We start from the raw sequence: 16,009 nt of genomic DNA on the forward strand, positions 1-16,009 counted from the left end.
AGATGGGGGAAGAAGCTCAACCATACAGCCTGACCGTGACAGTCAGGGAGCGGGCGCGCCGCTCAGGCACGCGGTGGCAGCGCGATCACCTGTTCACCCAGCGGCAAGTGGGCCACCGGGGCCACCAGATCGGCCAGCGTCACACCGTCGAGCACCGCCAGATACTGTGCCATCGCGTCCTTCAAGGTGCGCTTGAGCAGACACAGGCCATCGAGTCGGCAGGTGTTCACCTTCGCATCGAAGCACTCCACCAGGTTGAAGTCCGTTTCTGTTTGTCGCACCACCGTGCCCAGCACGATCTGATTGGCTGGCTTGAGCAGACGCAAGCCGCCCCCACGTCCACGGGTTGTCTCCAGCCAGCCGTTGGCCGCCAGGGTCATGGCGATCTTGGTCAGGTGACTGCGCGAAATCCCGTGTTCTTGCGCGATCTCGCTGATCGTTGGCGGCGTCGGTCGGTTCTCGGTGGCGGCGCAGTACATCAGTACCCGCAGGCTGTAGTCGGTCCACTGGGTCAATCGCATGGTGTCAGTGTGTCATCACAAAAAGATTCACACAAGATGAATCTTCTGTGTTTAGAATATGCATGTTGAATGAATCTTTAAGGAGCCCCCATGCACGCCGTTAACACGCCACATTCGCTGGCCCCAGTCACCCCTCTTTCGGCCGATCTCGCCCAACAATCGCTCGGAGAGATCGCCGTGGCCTTGCCTGGCGCCACCGCCGTATTCCGTCGTCTGAAGCTGGACTTCTGTTGTGGGGGGCAAGTGCGTCTGGTGGACGCTTGTGCGGCCAAGGGCTTGGATGCCGACGCCCTGGTCACCGAACTGAAAGCCTTGGTGCGCGACGACCTGGCCCCCGCCACCCCCGAGCCTGCGGCCCTGGTTGACCACATCGTTTCGCGCTACCACGAGGTGCACCGTGCCCAATTGCCCGAGTTGATCCGCATGGCCCGCCGCGTCGAGGCCGTGCACCGCGATCACCCGCATGTGCCCGTGGGGCTGGCCGATCACCTGGAGCGCATGAACGAAGAGTTGTGCGATCACATGGCCAAGGAGGAAGGCGTGCTCTTCCCCATGCTCAAGGCGGGAGGACACCCGATGGTGGGTCAGCCGATTGCCATGATGCGTCACGAGCATGTCGACCACGGCGAGCACCTGGCTCGCCTGGTGGAACTCACCAACGAACACACGCCACCCCAGGGGGCCTGCAACACTTGGCGTGCGCTGTTCGCCGGCACCGCCCAGTTGGCCGAGGACCTCATCCAGCACATCCATCTGGAGAACAACGTGCTGTTCCCGGCTTTCGAGAGCCCGTCTCACTGACTTTGTCTCACATGATGGACCGGAGGGCGACAGAGTGCGCAACTTGTCGTTTTCCGGTCTTCTGGTTTTTGCGGGTGACAGGTAAAATCCATCTACTCCCTTTGCATGTCAGGGTCATGACCGTGCAACACCCAAGAGAACACGATGATCTTTGGAAAACTGCTGCCCCGTGAGGGCAATTTTTTTGAGCTGTTCAACCAGCACGCTCAACACACGGTCACGGCGGCCCACGCCTTTGCCGAGCTCGTCAAGCACTACGCCGATCCGGCCTTGCGCGAGCGCCACAACCGTGCTGTCGACGATGCGGAGGGGGCAGCTGACACGGTGACGCTGGAAGTCAACCGCCTGCTGCACCAGACCTTCATCACCCCGATTGACCGGGAACAGATTCACTCGTTGATCAACACGATGGACGATGTGGCGGACCTGTTGCAGGACGCCGCCGAGGCGATGTCGCTCTACGACATTCGCGCCATGACCGAGCACATCGTGCGCCTGACCGATCTGTGCGTGCGCTGCGTCGAGCGCGTCAAGACGGCCATCGGCCTGCTGCATCAGGTGGGTCAGGCCGCGTCGGCCGAAGCTGCCCTGAAGATCTGCGCCGAAATCGACCAACTCGAAGGCGAGGCCGACAAGGTGCTGCACACGGCCATGAGCAAGCTCTTCCGCGAAGAGCCCGATGTGCGTGAAGTCATCAAGCTCAAAGCCATCTATGAATTGCTGGAAACCGTCACCGACCGCTGTGACGACGTGGGCAAGCTCATCGAGGGCGTGATCCTCGAGAACTCCTGATCCGAGGGGCCTGACCATGGCAACCATGCAGGTGGCTCTCTGGGTCATCATCTTTCTGGTCGCGCTGGCGCTGGTGTTCGATTTCATGAACGGCTTCCACGATGCCGCGAACTCGATTGCCACCGTGGTCTCGACCGGTGTGCTCCGACCGGGGCAGGCGGTGGTCTTTGCCGCCTTCTTCAACTTCATCGCCATCTTCGTCTTCCACCTCAGTGTGGCAGCGACGGTGGGCAAGGGGATCGCGGCCCCGGGGGTGGTCGACGTCTACGTGGTGTTCGGCGCGCTGTGCGGCGCGATCACCTGGAACGTCATCACCTGGTACTACGGCATCCCCAGCAGCTCTTCGCATGCGCTGATCGGCGGCATCGTGGGCGCCGTGCTGGCCAAGGCGGGCACCGGTGCCCTGATCACCACCGGCATCCTGCGCACCGTGGCCTTCATCTTCGTGTCGCCGCTGCTCGGTTTCGTGCTCGGCTCCTTGATGATGGTGCTGGTGGCCTGGATCTGCCGGCGCACGGCTCCGGCGCGGGTTGATCGCTGGTTCCGGCGTTTGCAACTCGTGTCGGCCGGGGCTTACAGCCTGGGCCACGGCGGCAACGACGCGCAAAAGACCATCGGCATCATCTGGATGCTGTTGCTGGCCACCGGCTATGCCTCCACGGCCGACAAGAGCCCGCCCACCTGGACCATCGTGGCCTGCTATGCCGCCATCGGCATCGGCACCATGATGGGCGGTTGGCGCATTGTCAAGACCATGGGCCAGCGCATCACCAAGCTCAAGCCGGTGGGGGGGTTCTGTGCCGAAACCGGCGGCGCCCTCACGCTGTTCATCGCGACCGGTCTGGGCATCCCCGTGTCCACCACCCACACCATCACCGGCGCCATCGTCGGGGTCGGTTCGGTGCAACGCGCCAGTGCGGTGCGTTGGGGCGTGGCGGGCAACATCGTCTGGGCCTGGGTGCTCACCATCCCGGCATCGGGTCTGGTGGCGGCACTGGCTTACGGCGCCAGCCGCATGCTGTTCTGATCTGCAGTGGGGCGGGTTCCGCCCGGTTCCACAGGCAATGAAAAGGCGCCCACCTCGCGAGAGGGGGCGCCTTTTGCATGGCGCTGCCAGTTTTCCGTGCGTCAGGGTTGCGCCACCGTGGCCATCACCCAGTAGATCCCAGCTGCCATCAGGGCGGAGGCCGGCACGGTGATGATCCACGCAGCGGCAATCTTGAACACCGCCGAGCGCTTCACCAATTCCTGACGGTACACCTTGCGCATCTGCTTGCGCTCGGATTTGGTCAACTGCGCTTCGGCCGTCTTGGCCTTCAGTTGCTCCAACATGATGCGCTTTTGCTTGATGTCGGCTTTTGCAAAGTCGTTCAGGTAGCGCGCCACCGTTTCCTTGTCGTCACCCAGGTGGTGGCTCTTGATCTCTTCGATCATCTGGGAATAGTTCGTCTTGATGAACTCACGCAGGAAGCCCACCCCGAACACACCGCCCAGCGCAATGTGGGTCGAGCTCACGGGCAGCCCCATCTGCGAGGCAATGATCACCGTCACGGCCGCCGACATGGCGATGCTGAAGGCCCGCATCTGATCCAGCTCGGTGATCTCGCCGCCCACTGTGCGGATCAGCTTGGGACCGTACAGGGCCAGACCCAGCGCGATGCCCAGGGCGCCCACCATCATCACCCACAACGGGATGCCGGCGCTGTCCGACACCTGGTGTCCGCTGTTGAGCACCACGTCCGTGATGGCCGCCAGCGGCCCGATGGCGTTGGCCACGTCGTTGGCACCATGTGCGAAGCTCAGCAAGGCGGCTGCGCAAATCAGGGGCAGGGTGAACAGTGCGTTGATGCTGGCTTTGTCGTTGCTCAGGGTGGGCGCACGACGGCGAATCGAGGCGCTCATCAGCGCCCAGGTCAGCACGCCAATGGCCAGACCGACCAGCGAGGCGGTCAAAAAGTCTGTCTTCCAGACCTTGTTGAGGCCCTTCAGGATCAGGTAGGTCGCAAACGCGAAGGCCATCAGGCCGATCAGCAAGGGCACGGTGCGCTGTGCCGCACCCACCATGTCGGGTTTGTAGGTGATGGCGCGCTTGATCCAGAGCAGGAAGCCGGCGGCCACCAAGCCGCCCAGCACGGGTGAGATCACCCAGCTGGCCACGATCCCGCTCATGGTGCCCCAGTTGGCCGCATCCAGTCCGCCTGCCATCACGCCGGCGCCCAGCACCGCGCCCACGATGGAATGGGTGGTGGACACCGGCGCCCCGATGGCCGTGGCAAAGTTGAGCCACAGCGCCCCCGCCAGCAGGGCCGAGGTCATGACCCAGATGAAGCGGCTGCCGTCCGCAATGGCCTCGGGCTTGATGATGCCGCCCCGGATGGTGGAGACCACATCGCCCCCGGCGATCAGGGCGCCCGCCACTTCGAAGACGGCCGCCAGGATGATGGCGCCGGTCATCGTGATGGAGCGCGAACCCACGGCCGGCCCCACGTTGTTGGCCACGTCGTTGGCACCAATGTTCATGGCCATGTAGCCACCGATCATGGCGGCCATCACCAAAATGATCCCTTGCGGCCCCTTGGCACCGATGCCCAGCGCGGCATACAACATGATGCAGACCACGAAGATCAGTCCGAGGCCCAGGCGGAAGAACTCCTTGCGTCCGCTCTTGGTGGCTTTCTCGATTTCTGCAAAGTCTTTGAGTTGCATGAGAGGGGGGGCTTGCTGTAAACCCTGTATTGTGACAAATGTGTGACGGGCGGCGGTTCACACATCTTTACCCGCCACGCACACACAGTTCACGGCCTGGGCGCAACATGAATCCATCCAACATCCCATGGAAGGAGTGATGACCATGACACCACGCACCACCACCGCCAAGCTGGCGTCTCAACCTGCCCGCCGCCTTTGGGCCCTGGGCAGTGTGCTGCTGATCGGCGCAGCCGCCGCTGCCTTCAGTGCCACCGCTTTGGCTGGCGGTCACCGCGGCCATTCTGGCGACCACGGCTCCAACGGGCCGCATCAGGGCGGGGACTGCATGCACGAGGGCCACATGGGGCAAATGGGTCACATGGCCCGCCATGGCGGCAAGCACGCGATGGGCAGCACCCGACACCTGGACCGCTTGCTGGGTGACGCCCACAAGCTCACCGATGCCCAGCGCACCCAGATCCGTGACATTCAGGCCAAGGCCCATGCCGATCTGAAGGCCCTGCACACACAGGACCGCACGCCGATGGCCCACGGCCTGTCGCTGCTTGGCGAAGCCAAGCCTGATGCGGCCGCCGCCGAGAAAGCCCGTCAGCAGATGTTGGCGCACCATGACAAGGCCAGCCAGCGCATGCTCCAGGCCCAGCTGGACATCGCCAATGTGTTGACACCGGCCCAGCGCGCCCAGATTGCCGCCACACTGAAGGCACGTCAGGAAGGCCTGAAGGAGCGCTTGAGCGAGCGTGCAGAACGTCGCGCAGCCCATCAGGCCGCACGTGCCGCCTCGCAGCCGTCTGCAGCGCCGTCCGCCACCCGCTGAGCCCTCCCTTCAGACCGATCCGGAGCACGCGACAATGGCGGACATGAGCAATGAGCACATTCTGTTGATCGACGACGACCTGCGCCTGAGCGCCATGGTGGGCGACTACCTGCGCGGTCATGGCTACGACGTGTCCAACGCCCCGAGTCTGGCCGCCGGCCGGGAGTTGCTGGCCCGTCAGGCCTTCGATGCGCTGGTGCTCGACCTCATGCTGCCTGACGGCGACGGGCTCGATCTCTGCAAGGAGTTGCGGGCCTCGCCGCGACACCGGCATCTGCCCCTGCTGATGCTCAGCGCGCGTGGTGAGCCCACCGACCGCATTGTCGGCCTCGAAGTGGGCGCCGACGACTACCTGCCCAAACCTTTCGAACCCCGCGAATTGTTGGCCCGCATCCGGGCCTTGTTGCGCCGGGCCGGTCAGTCGGCCGACGACGGCGATGACGTGCTGCGTTTCGGCCGGCTTGAAGTGGACAACGGCCTGCGTCAGGCGCGTCTGGATGGCCAGTCCTGCGACCTGACGTCTTACCAGTTCGACCTCCTGCACGTGCTGGCCCAGCACCCGGGGCGCGTGATGAGCCGCGACCAGATCATGGATGCCCTCAAGGGTCACCCACTGGAAGCCTTTGACCGCTCCATCGATGTCCACATCTCGCGCATCCGCGCCGCCATCGAGGACGATCCCAAGGAGCCGCGCCGCATCCTCACCGTCCGTGGTGTGGGCTATGTGTTTGCCAAGAAGCAGGACGCTGACACCGGGGTCGCATGAAAACCCTGGCGCTGCGCATTTACCTGACCGTCGTCGCGGTCCTGCTGATCTTTGCGCTGATCACCGGCTGGCTGGCCCAGCACAACCTTGAACACGAACGCACCGTGGTCCAGAGCCAGTCGGCCTGGACCGAGCGCGCGGCTGCCTGGGGCGAGTTGCTGGAAAACAGCTTGCCGCCGGTCACCGCACCTGAGGCGTTGCAGGCCCAGGTCTTTCTCGATTGGGCTGACCGCTTGCGCCTTCCGATGGCCCTGGAGTCTCCCGAAGGCGAGCGCATCGCCACCTCCAGTTTGTTGCAGGAGCGCCTGCGTTTGGCGGGCGAGCACCGTCCGGTGTTGCATCGCGTGCAGCTCTCGGACGGGCGCAGCCTTTGGATGGCCAAGCGCCTGACTCGTGGCCCGCGTCAGCACCCAGGTGGGGCTTCCTTGCCAGCGGGGCTGTCACCGCCTGACGCACCGCCAGGCTCCATCCAGCCTTGGCTGGAGCCCCTGTCGCCCATGCTGCCCCCTTGGCTGGCACACGGTGCGCCCGCCCTCATCCTGTCCCTGATCCTCCTGTTTGTGGCGGTGGCCGTGAGCGCCTGGCCGGTGGCCCACCACCTGACGCGGCGTCTGCAGGCTTTGCGTCGCGGCGTGGAGATGTTCGGCGCCGGGGAGTTGCACCACCGTGTCGCCGTGGAAGGGCGCGATGAGGTGGCGACCTTGGCACGCAGTTTCAACGAAGCCGCCCAGCGCATCGAAGACCTGGTGACGTCCAATCGCAGCCTGCTGGCCAATGCCAGCCATGAGCTGCGCTCGCCACTGGCGCGGCTGAAAATGGCCGTGTCCATCATGGCCGACCTGCCACCTGAGCGCGCGGCCCAGATCAAGGATGAAATCCATCAGGACATCCGCGAGCTGGATGCGCTGGTGGAAGAGGTGCTGCTGGCCAGTCGCATCGACGCACGACAAACCATCGATCGCGGTCCGGTGGACCTGGTGGGGCTGATGGTGGAAGAGGCCAGCCGTGTGGGGGCAGAAGTCGATGTGGCCGAAGGCTTTCCGACCCAGCCATACCTGGGAGACGAGCGCTTGCTACGCCGCGCGGCACGCAACCTGCTGGAGAACGCACGTCGTTACGGTGGGGCGGATGTTCAGGTGGAACTCAGCCACGACCCCGCCTACATCTTCCTTCGCGTGAATGACCGCGGACCCGGCGTGCCGCCGGATCAGCGCGAGCGCATTTTCGAGCCCTTCTACCGTCTGCCAGGTCATGCCGAGCATGCCGGCGGCGTGGGCCTGGGGCTCAGCCTGGTGCGCCAGATTGCCGCCAAGCATGGCGGCCAGGCACGCTGCGAAGCCCGCGAGGGCGGGGGCAGCTGTTTTGTGATCCAGCTGCCCAAGACCCCTCCCGGGGTCTGAGCAGCCTGATACCGCAGGATCAGCCCTTGCGGCCGACGCTCTCGTACACCAATCCCGCCTTTTGCACGAGGCTGGGCTCGTACAGGTTGCGGCCGTCGAAGATGGTGGGCGTCTTGAGCGTGGCCTTGATGCGGTCGAAATCCGGGCTGCGGAATTCCTTCCACTCGGTCACGATCACCAGGGCATCGGCACCGTCCAGAGCGGCCATCGGGTTCTCGGCGTAACGCAGGCGGGGTTCGTCGCCGAAGATGCGACGGGCTTCGTCCATGGCCACCGGGTCGTAGGCGGTCACGGTGGCGCCGCGCTCGAACAGCTCGGCCAGCACCACACGGCTGGTGGCTTCGCGCATGTCATCGGTGTTGGGCTTGAACGCCAGGCCCCACAAGGCAAAGTGCTTGCCCTTGAGGTCTTCACCAAAGCGGCGCGTCACCTTCTCGACCAGCACATGCTTTTGGCGGTCGTTGGCCGCTTCCACGGCCTTGAGCACCAGCAACTCCTGGCCTTCGTCGCTGGCGGTCTTGATCAACGCCTTCACGTCTTTCGGGAAGCAGCTGCCACCGTAGCCGCAACCGGCGTACAGGAAGTGCGTGCCGATGCGGGGGTCGGAGCCAATGCCCACGCGCACCGCTTCGATGTCGGCGCCCATCTTCTCGGCCAGCAGGGCCAGCTCGTTCATGAAGCTGATGCGGGTGGCCAGCATGGCGTTGGCGGCGTACTTGGTCAGCTCGGCGCTGCGCACGTCCATCACCACCAGGCGTTCGTGGTTGCGCTGGAAGGGCGCGTACAGCGCGCGCATCAGCAAAATGGCCTGCTCGTCGTCGGCACCCACCACGATGCGGTCGGGGCGCATGAAGTCTTCCACCGCCGCGCCTTCTTTCAGGAACTCCGGGTTGGAGACCACGGCGAACTGGGCATCGCTGTTGCGCTTGGCCAGTTCATCGGCCACGGCGGCACGCACCTTGTCGGCCGTGCCCACCGGCACCGTGCTCTTGTCGACGATGACCTTGTAGTCCGTCATCAGGCGGCCGATGTTGCGGGCAGCGGCGAGCACGTACTGCAGGTCGGCCGAGCCATCTTCATCGGGTGGGGTGCCCACGGCGATGAACTGGATGGTGCCATGCGCCACCGCACGGGCCACATCGGTGGTGAAGTGCAGGCGACCCGCCTTCACATTGCGCGCCACCACCTGGTCCAGACCGGGTTCGTGGATGGGGATGCCGCCGTTTTCCAGGATCTCGATCTTGCGTGGGTCGACGTCCAGGCACAGCACGTCATTGCCCATTTCGGCCAGACAGGCGCCTGTGACCAGGCCGACATAACCGGTGCCAACAACGGAAACTTTCATGATGGGATGCTCTCTTGGATTGAATAGGGTGTGTGGAGCCGAGGCGGGTGCGGGTTCACGCGTGGCGTCATGCGTGGTACCGACGGTACCAGGCCACGAAGCGGCGCACGCCCTCGCTCAGGTCCACCTGAGGCTGCTGGCCCGTCCACTCGGCCAGGGCGCTGACATCGGCGTAGGTGGCGGCGACGTCACCGGGGGCCATGGGTTGCAGATCTTTTTGGGCCTGAACACCCAGGGCCTCTTCCAGGGTGCCGATGAAGTCCAGCAGGGGCACCGGCTCGCTGCGGCCGATGTTGAACACCTTGTACGGCGCCCATGAACCAGCGGCCGACGGCTCGGCGCGGTTGAAGTCGGGGTCGGCCACCGGCGGTCGGTCCAGTGTGGCCACCACACCGCGCACGATGTCGTCGATGTAGGTGAAGTCGCGCTTCATCTGCCCGTGGTTGAACACCTTGATGGGCTCGCCCGCCAGGATGGCGCGGGAGAACAGCATCGGGGCCATGTCCGGGCGCCCCCAGGGGCCGTAGACCGTGAAGAAGCGCAGACCGGTGGTCGGCAGGCCGTACAGATGGCTGTAAGTGTGCGCCATCAGCTCATTGGCCTTCTTGGTGGCCGCGTACAGACTGACCGGGTGATCGACCGGGTCGGTCTCGGCAAACGGCATCTTCACGTTGCCGCCGTACACGCTGGAGCTGCTCGCGTACACCAGATGCGCGGTCGCGTGGTGGCGGCAGGCCTCCAGGACGTTGACAAAGCCGACCAGATTCGACTGGGCGTAGGCGTGCGGGTTGGTCAGTGAGTAGCGCACGCCCGCTTGAGCGGCCAGGTGCACGACCCCGTCGAAGCGCTCGCGGGTGAACAGGGCCTGCAGGGCCGCGTTATCGGCCACATCCATGCGCTCAAAGCGCCAGCGCTCGGCCCCCGCCTGCTTTTGCAGATGGCTCAGCCGGTCCTGCTTGAGTTGCGGGCTGTAGTAATCGTTGAGATTGTCGATGCCGACGACCTCATCCCCCCGGGCCAACAAGGCCTGGGCCACGTGCATGCCGATGAAACCTGCGGCACCGGTGACAAGAAATTTGCGCATGGCCCGTATTGTCCGTCAGGCGCGGGCATCTCCCCAGCGCAGGCTGGTGCTTTCGTCGCCCTGGTAGGTGGTGTGACCGTGTCGGTCCACACAATATTGGGATGAGGCCACCACCTCGTTGAACACCGTGCCTTCGTTGAGGCGGGTGTATTCGAAAAGCACGCTGCGCACCACCTTGCTGCCCTGCCGCAGCAGGCTGCCGTGTCCGATCCAGGCGGGGCCTTCGATGGTCACGCCCGGCTCGATGCGGGTGCTGGAGCCGATGTACACCGGTCCGGTGATGTGGACGCTGTCCCAGTCGATGCGGGTGTTCAGTCCCACCCAGACGCCGGGGCGGACCTCGGTGCCGGGCATGTGCATCTGGTTGACCTCACCGCGCAGCACTCGCTGGCACACGGCCCAGTAGTCGCTCACCCGACCAATGTCGATCCAGTTGAAGAAGCGGCTTTGGGCGTAGAAGGGCAGGTGCTTCTCGACCAGCAGGGGGAAGAGCTGGCTGCCGATGTCGAACTCCTGACCGGGCGGGACCAGATCGAGCACGCTGGGCTCGAAGATGTAGATGCCGGTGCTGGCCAAACGCGAGCGCGCTTCAGTGGGTTTGGGCTTTTCCTGGAAAGAGGTGATCCGTCCGTCGGGATCGGCCACGACGATGCCGTAGTTCTGCACTTGGTCTTCAGGAACCTCCAGCGCCACGACGCTGGCGATGGCTTGCTTGGCGTGGTGCTCGGCCAGGGCCGCTTCGATGTCCAGGTCAATGATGGCGTCGCCACACAGCACCAGGGTCGTTTCGTCAAAAAAGCCGCTGAAATCCTGGATGCGGCGCATGCCGCCGGCCGACCCCACGGGGCGTGGCACGATTTCTCCATGTTCACGCACGCCCTCGTAGGCGTAGCCGATCTGCACACCCCAGCGGTGGCCATCGCCAAAGTAGTTTTCGATCTTCCAGTGGTTGAACGCCACGTTGATCATGATCTCCTTGATCCCGTGGCGCGCCAGGTGCTCGATGATGTACTCGAGCACCGGTTTGCCGAGGATGGGCACCATTGGCTTGGGCGTCTGCTTGGTCAGGGGGCGTACCCGGGTTCCTTGCCCGGCTGCCAGGATCATTGCTTTGGCCATGTGGACTTCTTCACGCGTGTGGCGTTGCTGGTGTAGCCGTACATGATGCAGCAAATGAATTGAGGCTCAGTGACGATCGGGTGGCGAGTCCCCCGTTGGAGGGGGACCGAGACCGTCCACGTCACCGTGAAGAGGGGTGTCTCCTTGCATAATCTGCCCCATCTCTCGTTCCAGGACCCAGGATGATCCTCATCACAGGCGGCGCCGGCTTCATCGGCGGCAATTTCGTGCACCATTGGTTTGAGCGCGGCGCGCGCCTGGGCTTGCCCGAAGAGCCCGTGGTGGTCTTCGACAAGCTGACCTACGCAGGCAACCCGCACACGATTGGCGAGCACCTGCAGGCCGGTCGTGCCACTCTGGTGCAGGCTGACATTGCCGACCGCGAGGCTGTGCGTCAGGTGCTGGCCACCCACCGCCCGCGCGCCATCCTGCACTTCGCCGCTGAGAGCCATGTCGACCGCTCCATCCACGGTCCTGGCGAGTTCATCCACACCAATATGGTGGGCACCTTCAGCCTGCTCGAAGAGGCGCGGGCCTACTGGGGGGGGCTAGAGGGGGCGGGCAAGGAGGCCTTTCGCTTCCTGCACGTCTCCACCGACGAGGTCTACGGTTCGCTCAGCGACACCGATCCAGCCTTCAGCGAAACCACGCCCTACGCGCCCAACAGCCCGTACTCGGCCAGCAAGGCCGGCAGTGACCACCTGGTGCGGGCCTACCACCACACCTACGGCTTCCCCACGCTGACCACCAACTGCAGCAACAACTATGGGCCGTATCACTTTCCGGAAAAGCTTATCCCGCTGATGATCCTCAATGCACTGGACGGCAAGCCGCTGCCGGTGTACGGCGACGGCCTCAACATCCGCGACTGGCTGTATGTGCGTGATCACTGCGAGGCGATCTGCCAGGTGCTGGAGAAGGGCCGCCTGGGCGAAACCTACAACGTCGGCGGTATCAACGAGATCAAGAACATCGACGTGGTGACCACCATCTGTCGCAAGCTCGACGCCCTGCGTCCGCGCGCCGATGGCCAGCCCTACGAGAGCCTGATCACCTATGTGAAGGATCGCCCGGGACACGACCGCCGCTATGCGATCGACCCGACCAAGATTCAGCGTGAGATTGGCTGGAAGCCAGCGGAGACCTTCGAATCGGGCATCAACAAGACGGTGCAGTGGTTCCTCGATAACACGGCCTGGATCGACACCGTGCGCTCGGGTGCTTACCGCGACTGGATCGCTCAGAACTACGCGGAGCGCGCATGAACATCCTGCTGTTGGGCAAAGGCGGTCAGGTCGGCTGGGAGTTGCAGCGCGCGCTGAGCACCCTGGGTGCCGTGACGGCCCTTGGCCACGACACGCTCGGCCCCGTCGCATGTCCGGACCTGCGTGCCGATTTCAGCCAGCCCGAGCAGGTGGCCGCGCTGGTGCGCGCGGTCCGTCCGGACGTCATCGTCAATGCAGCGGCCCACACCGCCGTGGACAAGGCCGAGAGCGAGCCCGAACTGGCACGTGCCCTCAACGCCACCACGCCGAGCCTGATCGCCCAGGAAGCTGCCCAGCTGGGTGCACTGCTGGTGCACTACAGCACCGACTATGTGTTCGATGGCAGCGGGGACCAGCCTCGCACCGAGACGGCCCCCACGGGCCCTTTGAGCGTGTACGGTCAGACCAAGCTCCAAGGGGAGCAGGCCATCCAGGCCAGCGGCTGTCGGCACCTGATCTTCCGCACCAGCTGGGTCTACGCTGCGCGTGGGGGCAACTTCGCCAAGACCATGCTGCGACTGGCTTCCGAGCGCGACCAGCTCAAGGTCATTGCCGATCAGATCGGTGCGCCCACCGGGGCGGATTTGTTGGCCGATGTCTCGGCCCATGCGATCCGCTCGGCGCAGTCTCAACCAACTCGCAGCGACCTGTTGGGCCTCTATCACCTCGTGGCCAGTGGTCACACGAGCTGGCATGCGTACGCCCGCTTTGTCATCGAATGGGCACGCGCGCACGGTTTGCCGGTTCGGGTGGCGCCCGAAGCCGTCTTGCCGATCCCGACCGCCGAGTACCCGACACCGGCTCAGCGTCCGCTCAATTCGCGCCTCGATACCGCCAAAGTCTGCCAAGCCTTCGGGCTGACCTTGCCGCACTGGCAGCAGGGCGTTGAGCGCATGCTCATTGAAATCTCAGGGAAGTGATTCATCCATGAACCGTAAAGGCATCATCCTCGCCGGAGGCTCCGGCACCCGTCTGCATCCCGCCACCTTGGCCATCAGCAAACAGCTGCTGCCGGTGTACGACAAGCCCATGGTCTATTACCCGCTCAGCACCCTGATGCTGGCCGGTATCCGAGACATCCTGCTCATCAGCACCCCGCAAGACACGCCGCGCTTCCAGGCGCTGTTCGGCGATGGCAGCCAGTGGGGCCTGAACCTGAGCTACTGTGTGCAGCCCAGCCCGGATGGCCTGGCGCAGGCCTTCATTCTGGGCAAGGACTTCGTCGGCAACCACCCCAGCGCGCTGGTGCTGGGCGACAACATCTATTACGGGCACGACCTGCAGCGCCTGCTGCACAACGCCAACAACCAGCCCTCCGGAGCGAGCGTCTTCGCGTACCACGTACACGACCCCGAGCGTTATGGTGTGGTCGAGTTCGATGCCCAGCATCGCGCCCTGAGCATCGAAGAAAAGCCCAAGGCCCCCAAGAGCAACTACGCGGTCACGGGCCTGTATTTCTACGACCAGCAGGTGTGCGACATCGCTGCGAACATCCAACCGAGCCCGCGCGGCGAGCTGGAGATCACCGATGTCAACGCCGTGTACCTGAAGCAAGGGCAACTCAGCGTCGAGATCATGGGGCGTGGTTACGCGTGGCTCGACACGGGCACGCACGATAGCCTGCTCGAAGCTGGCCAGTTCATCGCCACGCTGGAAAAGCGTCAGGGCCTGAAAGTGGCCTGCCTGGAAGAAATCGCCTACCGTTCGGGCTGGATCACGGCTGAGCAGGTTGAGAGGCTCGCGCAACCCATGCTCAAGAACGGCTACGGCCAGTACCTGCTCAAGGTCCTGCGCGACCAGGTTTTCTGAACACCATGAAACTCATTCCCACTCGCATCCCCGATGTCGTCATCGTCGAGCCAGCCGTGTTCGGCGACGAACGTGGCTGGTTCATGGAAAGCTACCACCACGGCAAGTTCGTCTCAGCCTTGGCCGAGTTGGGCCTGCCCGCGCCGCGTCCCTTCGTGCAGGACAACCACTCCTGCAGCAAGGCGGGGGTGTTGCGTGGTCTGCACTATCAGTTGCCGCCTCACCCGCAAGGTAAGCTGGTGCGCGTGACCCAGGGCGCCGCGTTTGACGTGGCCGTGGACATCCGCAAAGGCTCGCCCACCTATGGTCAGTGGGTGGGTGTGGAGCTGTCGGCCGAGAACAAACGCCAACTGTGGATCCCTGAGGGTTTCGCGCACGGTTTTGTCTCTCTGCAGGACGACACCCATTTCCTCTACAAGACCACCGATGTGTACGCCAAGGACTGTGAGCGTGCCATTGCGTGGAACGATCCGGACATTGGCATCGATTGGCCTTTGAAGGGACAGCAGCCTGAGTTGGCGCCCAAGGATGCACAGGCCCCCAGGTTGTGTGATGCCGAGACGTTCTGATGCGCGGGCTCACCTGAGCCCTCTGAGCGTGCGAGCATGAGCACGCCCAGTTTGAACACGGACCTGCAACCGGAGGCAGTGCCATGGTGGCGCCGCGTCCTCGTTTACGGGGTGTTTGCCCTGTTCGCCGCCTGGTGCATCAAGGCGTTTCATCACGACATCGTCCAGATTGACCTGACCCCGCTGCGTGCGGGCTGGACGGCGGTCGCCATCGCCGCAGCACTGTCTTTGCTGAACTACGCGCTGCGGGTGTGGCGGTGGCGTCTGTACCTGCAGCGACTGGGCCACGATCTGCCATGGGGCTTCGTGTCACTGACCTTCATGGCAGGTTTTGCTTTCACCTTGTCACCAGGCAAGCTGGGTGAGATGGTGCGGGCGCGTTACTACCTGCCGCGCGGCATTCCGGTGTCGGCCGTCAGCGGGGCATTTTTTGTCGAGCGCCTGTTGGACTTGGCCGTGATGATTTTGCTGGCCGTCGCCGTGCTGGCCGAGTTGCAGGCCTACCGGGTGTTCCTGTGGGTGGCCGTGGGCCTCGTGGGGGCGCTGCTGATGGGCGTGGCGCTGGTCCCATGGACCCGAGTGGCCGCACAGTTGATGGTGCTACACCAAGGCAAGCTGGTCACCGCCTTGCGCCCTCTGGTGAACATGCTGGTCAGCGCCCGTCAGTTTCTGGCGCCTGGTTTGCTGCTGGCTGGCCTGTCGATGGGGCTGATCGCCTGGGGTGCTGAGGCGGTGGGCCTCAAGTTGGTGGCCGATGTGGTGGCGCCCATTGAACTGTCCATTCCGGCGGCGATGGGCATTTATGCGATTGCCATCATCGTGGGCGCCCTGTCTTTTTTGCCAGGTGGGTTGGGTAGCACGGAAGCCGTGATGGCGGCCCTGCTGTTTGCCCATGGTTACACCATGCCTCAGGCTATCCTCCTGACTCTGGTGTGCCGTTTGCTGACCCTGTGGCTGGCCGTGTTGATCGGTTGGCTCTGCGTCTGGGCCCTGCGTGGCAAGACCTGATCGA

At 64.2% G+C, this 16,009-nt stretch carries 16 protein-coding genes; 11 read left to right on the forward strand and 5 right to left on the reverse strand.

Annotation, left to right across the window (positions count from 1 at the left end; translation table 11 throughout):
* Positions 1 to 62: 62 nt before the first annotated feature.
* Positions 63 to 521, reverse strand: a complete 459-nt coding sequence (locus tag WIT60_RS11720; RefSeq protein WP_339584099.1) for an RrF2 family transcriptional regulator — start codon at positions 519 to 521, stop codon at positions 63 to 65.
* 90 nt (positions 522 to 611) lie between these two features.
* Between WIT60_RS11720 and ytfE the strand changes: the two genes are divergently transcribed.
* From ytfE to WIT60_RS11735, 3 genes are all read left to right on the forward strand, one after another.
* The gene (gene ytfE / locus WIT60_RS11725) at positions 612 to 1,322 is read left to right on the forward strand and encodes an iron-sulfur cluster repair protein YtfE (protein WP_339584100.1); all 711 of its coding nucleotides are present in this window, start codon (positions 612 to 614) and stop codon (positions 1,320 to 1,322) included.
* Positions 1,323 to 1,466: 144 nt separating this feature from the next.
* On the forward strand, positions 1,467 to 2,114 hold the full coding sequence (locus WIT60_RS11730; protein WP_339584101.1) for a DUF47 domain-containing protein: 648 nt from the start codon (positions 1,467 to 1,469) through the stop codon (positions 2,112 to 2,114).
* A 16-nt stretch (positions 2,115 to 2,130) separates the two neighbouring features.
* Positions 2,131 to 3,141: an inorganic phosphate transporter gene (locus tag WIT60_RS11735; protein WP_339584102.1), complete on the forward strand. Its 1,011-nt coding sequence runs from the start codon at positions 2,131 to 2,133 to the stop codon at positions 3,139 to 3,141.
* A gap of 101 nt (positions 3,142 to 3,242) precedes the next feature.
* Here the strand turns inward: WIT60_RS11735 and WIT60_RS11740 are convergent, their stop codons facing one another.
* Positions 3,243 to 4,820, reverse strand: coding sequence for an inorganic phosphate transporter (locus tag WIT60_RS11740; RefSeq protein ID WP_339584103.1), 1,578 nt, complete (start codon positions 4,818 to 4,820; stop codon positions 3,243 to 3,245).
* 145 nt (positions 4,821 to 4,965) lie between these two features.
* Here WIT60_RS11740 and WIT60_RS11745 point away from each other — a divergent pair, with 145 nt between their 5' ends.
* The 3 genes from WIT60_RS11745 to WIT60_RS11755 are packed head-to-tail and all read left to right on the forward strand — an operon-like array spanning position 4,966 to position 7,806.
* Positions 4,966 to 5,640 carry a Spy/CpxP family protein refolding chaperone gene (locus tag WIT60_RS11745; RefSeq protein ID WP_339584104.1) on the forward strand — a complete coding sequence of 225 codons (675 nt, stop codon included), beginning with the start codon at positions 4,966 to 4,968 and terminating at the stop codon, positions 5,638 to 5,640.
* A gap of 43 nt (positions 5,641 to 5,683) precedes the next feature.
* The gene (locus WIT60_RS11750) at positions 5,684 to 6,406 is read left to right on the forward strand and encodes a winged helix-turn-helix domain-containing protein (RefSeq protein WP_339584105.1); all 723 of its coding nucleotides are present in this window, start codon (positions 5,684 to 5,686) and stop codon (positions 6,404 to 6,406) included.
* Entirely contained in the window at positions 6,403 to 7,806 is a 1,404-nt protein-coding gene (locus tag WIT60_RS11755) for a sensor histidine kinase (RefSeq protein WP_339584106.1), read from the forward strand. The genes WIT60_RS11750 and WIT60_RS11755 overlap by 4 nt, the downstream gene beginning before the upstream one ends.
* Before the next feature lie 19 nt (positions 7,807 to 7,825).
* On the opposite strand, the gene WIT60_RS11760 is transcribed toward WIT60_RS11755, so the two are convergent.
* The 3 genes from WIT60_RS11760 to WIT60_RS11770 form a co-directional block, all read right to left on the reverse strand.
* Positions 7,826 to 9,151 carry a UDP-glucose dehydrogenase family protein gene (locus WIT60_RS11760; RefSeq protein ID WP_339584107.1) on the reverse strand — a complete coding sequence of 442 codons (1,326 nt, stop codon included), beginning with the start codon at positions 9,149 to 9,151 and terminating at the stop codon, positions 7,826 to 7,828.
* Positions 9,152 to 9,218: 67 nt separating this feature from the next.
* Positions 9,219 to 10,235 (reverse strand): NAD-dependent epimerase, encoded by a 1,017-nt coding sequence (locus WIT60_RS11765; protein WP_339584108.1) that lies wholly within the window; start codon positions 10,233 to 10,235, stop codon positions 9,219 to 9,221.
* Between the two features lie 15 nt (positions 10,236 to 10,250).
* Positions 10,251 to 11,354, reverse strand: a complete 1,104-nt coding sequence (locus tag WIT60_RS11770) for a nucleotidyltransferase family protein (protein WP_445207694.1) — start codon at positions 11,352 to 11,354, stop codon at positions 10,251 to 10,253.
* 182 nt (positions 11,355 to 11,536) lie between these two features.
* Between WIT60_RS11770 and rfbB the strand changes: the two genes are divergently transcribed.
* The 5 genes from rfbB to WIT60_RS11795 are packed head-to-tail and all read left to right on the forward strand — an operon-like array spanning position 11,537 to position 16,005.
* Positions 11,537 to 12,619: a dTDP-glucose 4,6-dehydratase gene (gene rfbB / locus WIT60_RS11775; protein ID WP_339584109.1), complete on the forward strand. Its 1,083-nt coding sequence runs from the start codon at positions 11,537 to 11,539 to the stop codon at positions 12,617 to 12,619.
* Positions 12,616 to 13,539, forward strand: a complete 924-nt coding sequence (rfbD, locus tag WIT60_RS11780; protein WP_339584110.1) for a dTDP-4-dehydrorhamnose reductase — start codon at positions 12,616 to 12,618, stop codon at positions 13,537 to 13,539. Before rfbB ends, rfbD begins: the two co-directional genes overlap by 4 nt.
* A 7-nt stretch (positions 13,540 to 13,546) precedes the next feature.
* A complete protein-coding gene (gene rfbA, locus WIT60_RS11785; RefSeq protein WP_339584111.1) occupies positions 13,547 to 14,428 on the forward strand; it encodes a glucose-1-phosphate thymidylyltransferase RfbA in 882 nt (293 codons plus the stop codon).
* A 5-nt stretch (positions 14,429 to 14,433) separates the two neighbouring features.
* Positions 14,434 to 14,997 carry a dTDP-4-dehydrorhamnose 3,5-epimerase gene (gene rfbC / locus WIT60_RS11790; RefSeq protein WP_339584112.1) on the forward strand — a complete coding sequence of 188 codons (564 nt, stop codon included), beginning with the start codon at positions 14,434 to 14,436 and terminating at the stop codon, positions 14,995 to 14,997.
* A gap of 36 nt (positions 14,998 to 15,033) precedes the next feature.
* Positions 15,034 to 16,005: a lysylphosphatidylglycerol synthase transmembrane domain-containing protein gene (locus WIT60_RS11795; protein ID WP_339584113.1), complete on the forward strand. Its 972-nt coding sequence runs from the start codon at positions 15,034 to 15,036 to the stop codon at positions 16,003 to 16,005.
* Positions 16,006 to 16,009 lie beyond the last annotated feature (4 nt).

Origin of the sequence: Aquabacterium sp. G14 (assembly GCF_037482285.1) — a bacterium.
GTDB lineage: Bacteria > Pseudomonadota > Gammaproteobacteria > Burkholderiales > Burkholderiaceae_C > Aquabacterium.

Bases quoted from the DNA above. Each gene is read 5' to 3' on its own strand.
- WIT60_RS11740 (WP_339584103.1), bottom strand. From the start codon at position 4,820: ATGCAACTCAAAGACTTTGCAGAAATCGAGAAAGCCACCAAGAGCGGA.
- rfbD (WP_339584110.1), top strand. From the start codon at position 12,616: ATGAACATCCTGCTGTTGGGCAAAGGCGGTCAGGTCGGCTGGGAGTTG.
- WIT60_RS11750 (WP_339584105.1), top strand. From the start codon at position 5,684: ATGAGCAATGAGCACATTCTGTTGATCGACGACGACCTGCGCCTGAGC.
- WIT60_RS11795 (WP_339584113.1), top strand. From the start codon at position 15,034: ATGAGCACGCCCAGTTTGAACACGGACCTGCAACCGGAGGCAGTGCCA.
- WIT60_RS11765 (WP_339584108.1), bottom strand. From the start codon at position 10,235: ATGCGCAAATTTCTTGTCACCGGTGCCGCAGGTTTCATCGGCATGCAC.
- WIT60_RS11760 (WP_339584107.1), bottom strand. From the start codon at position 9,151: ATGAAAGTTTCCGTTGTTGGCACCGGTTATGTCGGCCTGGTCACAGGC.
- WIT60_RS11735 (WP_339584102.1), top strand. From the start codon at position 2,131: ATGGCAACCATGCAGGTGGCTCTCTGGGTCATCATCTTTCTGGTCGCG.
- rfbC (WP_339584112.1), top strand. From the start codon at position 14,434: ATGAAACTCATTCCCACTCGCATCCCCGATGTCGTCATCGTCGAGCCA.
- rfbA (WP_339584111.1), top strand. From the start codon at position 13,547: ATGAACCGTAAAGGCATCATCCTCGCCGGAGGCTCCGGCACCCGTCTG.
- ytfE (WP_339584100.1), top strand. From the start codon at position 612: ATGCACGCCGTTAACACGCCACATTCGCTGGCCCCAGTCACCCCTCTT.
- WIT60_RS11770 (WP_445207694.1), bottom strand. From the start codon at position 11,354: ATGGCCAAAGCAATGATCCTGGCAGCCGGGCAAGGAACCCGGGTACGC.
- WIT60_RS11730 (WP_339584101.1), top strand. From the start codon at position 1,467: ATGATCTTTGGAAAACTGCTGCCCCGTGAGGGCAATTTTTTTGAGCTG.
- WIT60_RS11745 (WP_339584104.1), top strand. From the start codon at position 4,966: ATGACACCACGCACCACCACCGCCAAGCTGGCGTCTCAACCTGCCCGC.
- WIT60_RS11755 (WP_339584106.1), top strand. From the start codon at position 6,403: ATGAAAACCCTGGCGCTGCGCATTTACCTGACCGTCGTCGCGGTCCTG.
- rfbB (WP_339584109.1), top strand. From the start codon at position 11,537: ATGATCCTCATCACAGGCGGCGCCGGCTTCATCGGCGGCAATTTCGTG.
- WIT60_RS11720 (WP_339584099.1), bottom strand. From the start codon at position 521: ATGCGATTGACCCAGTGGACCGACTACAGCCTGCGGGTACTGATGTAC.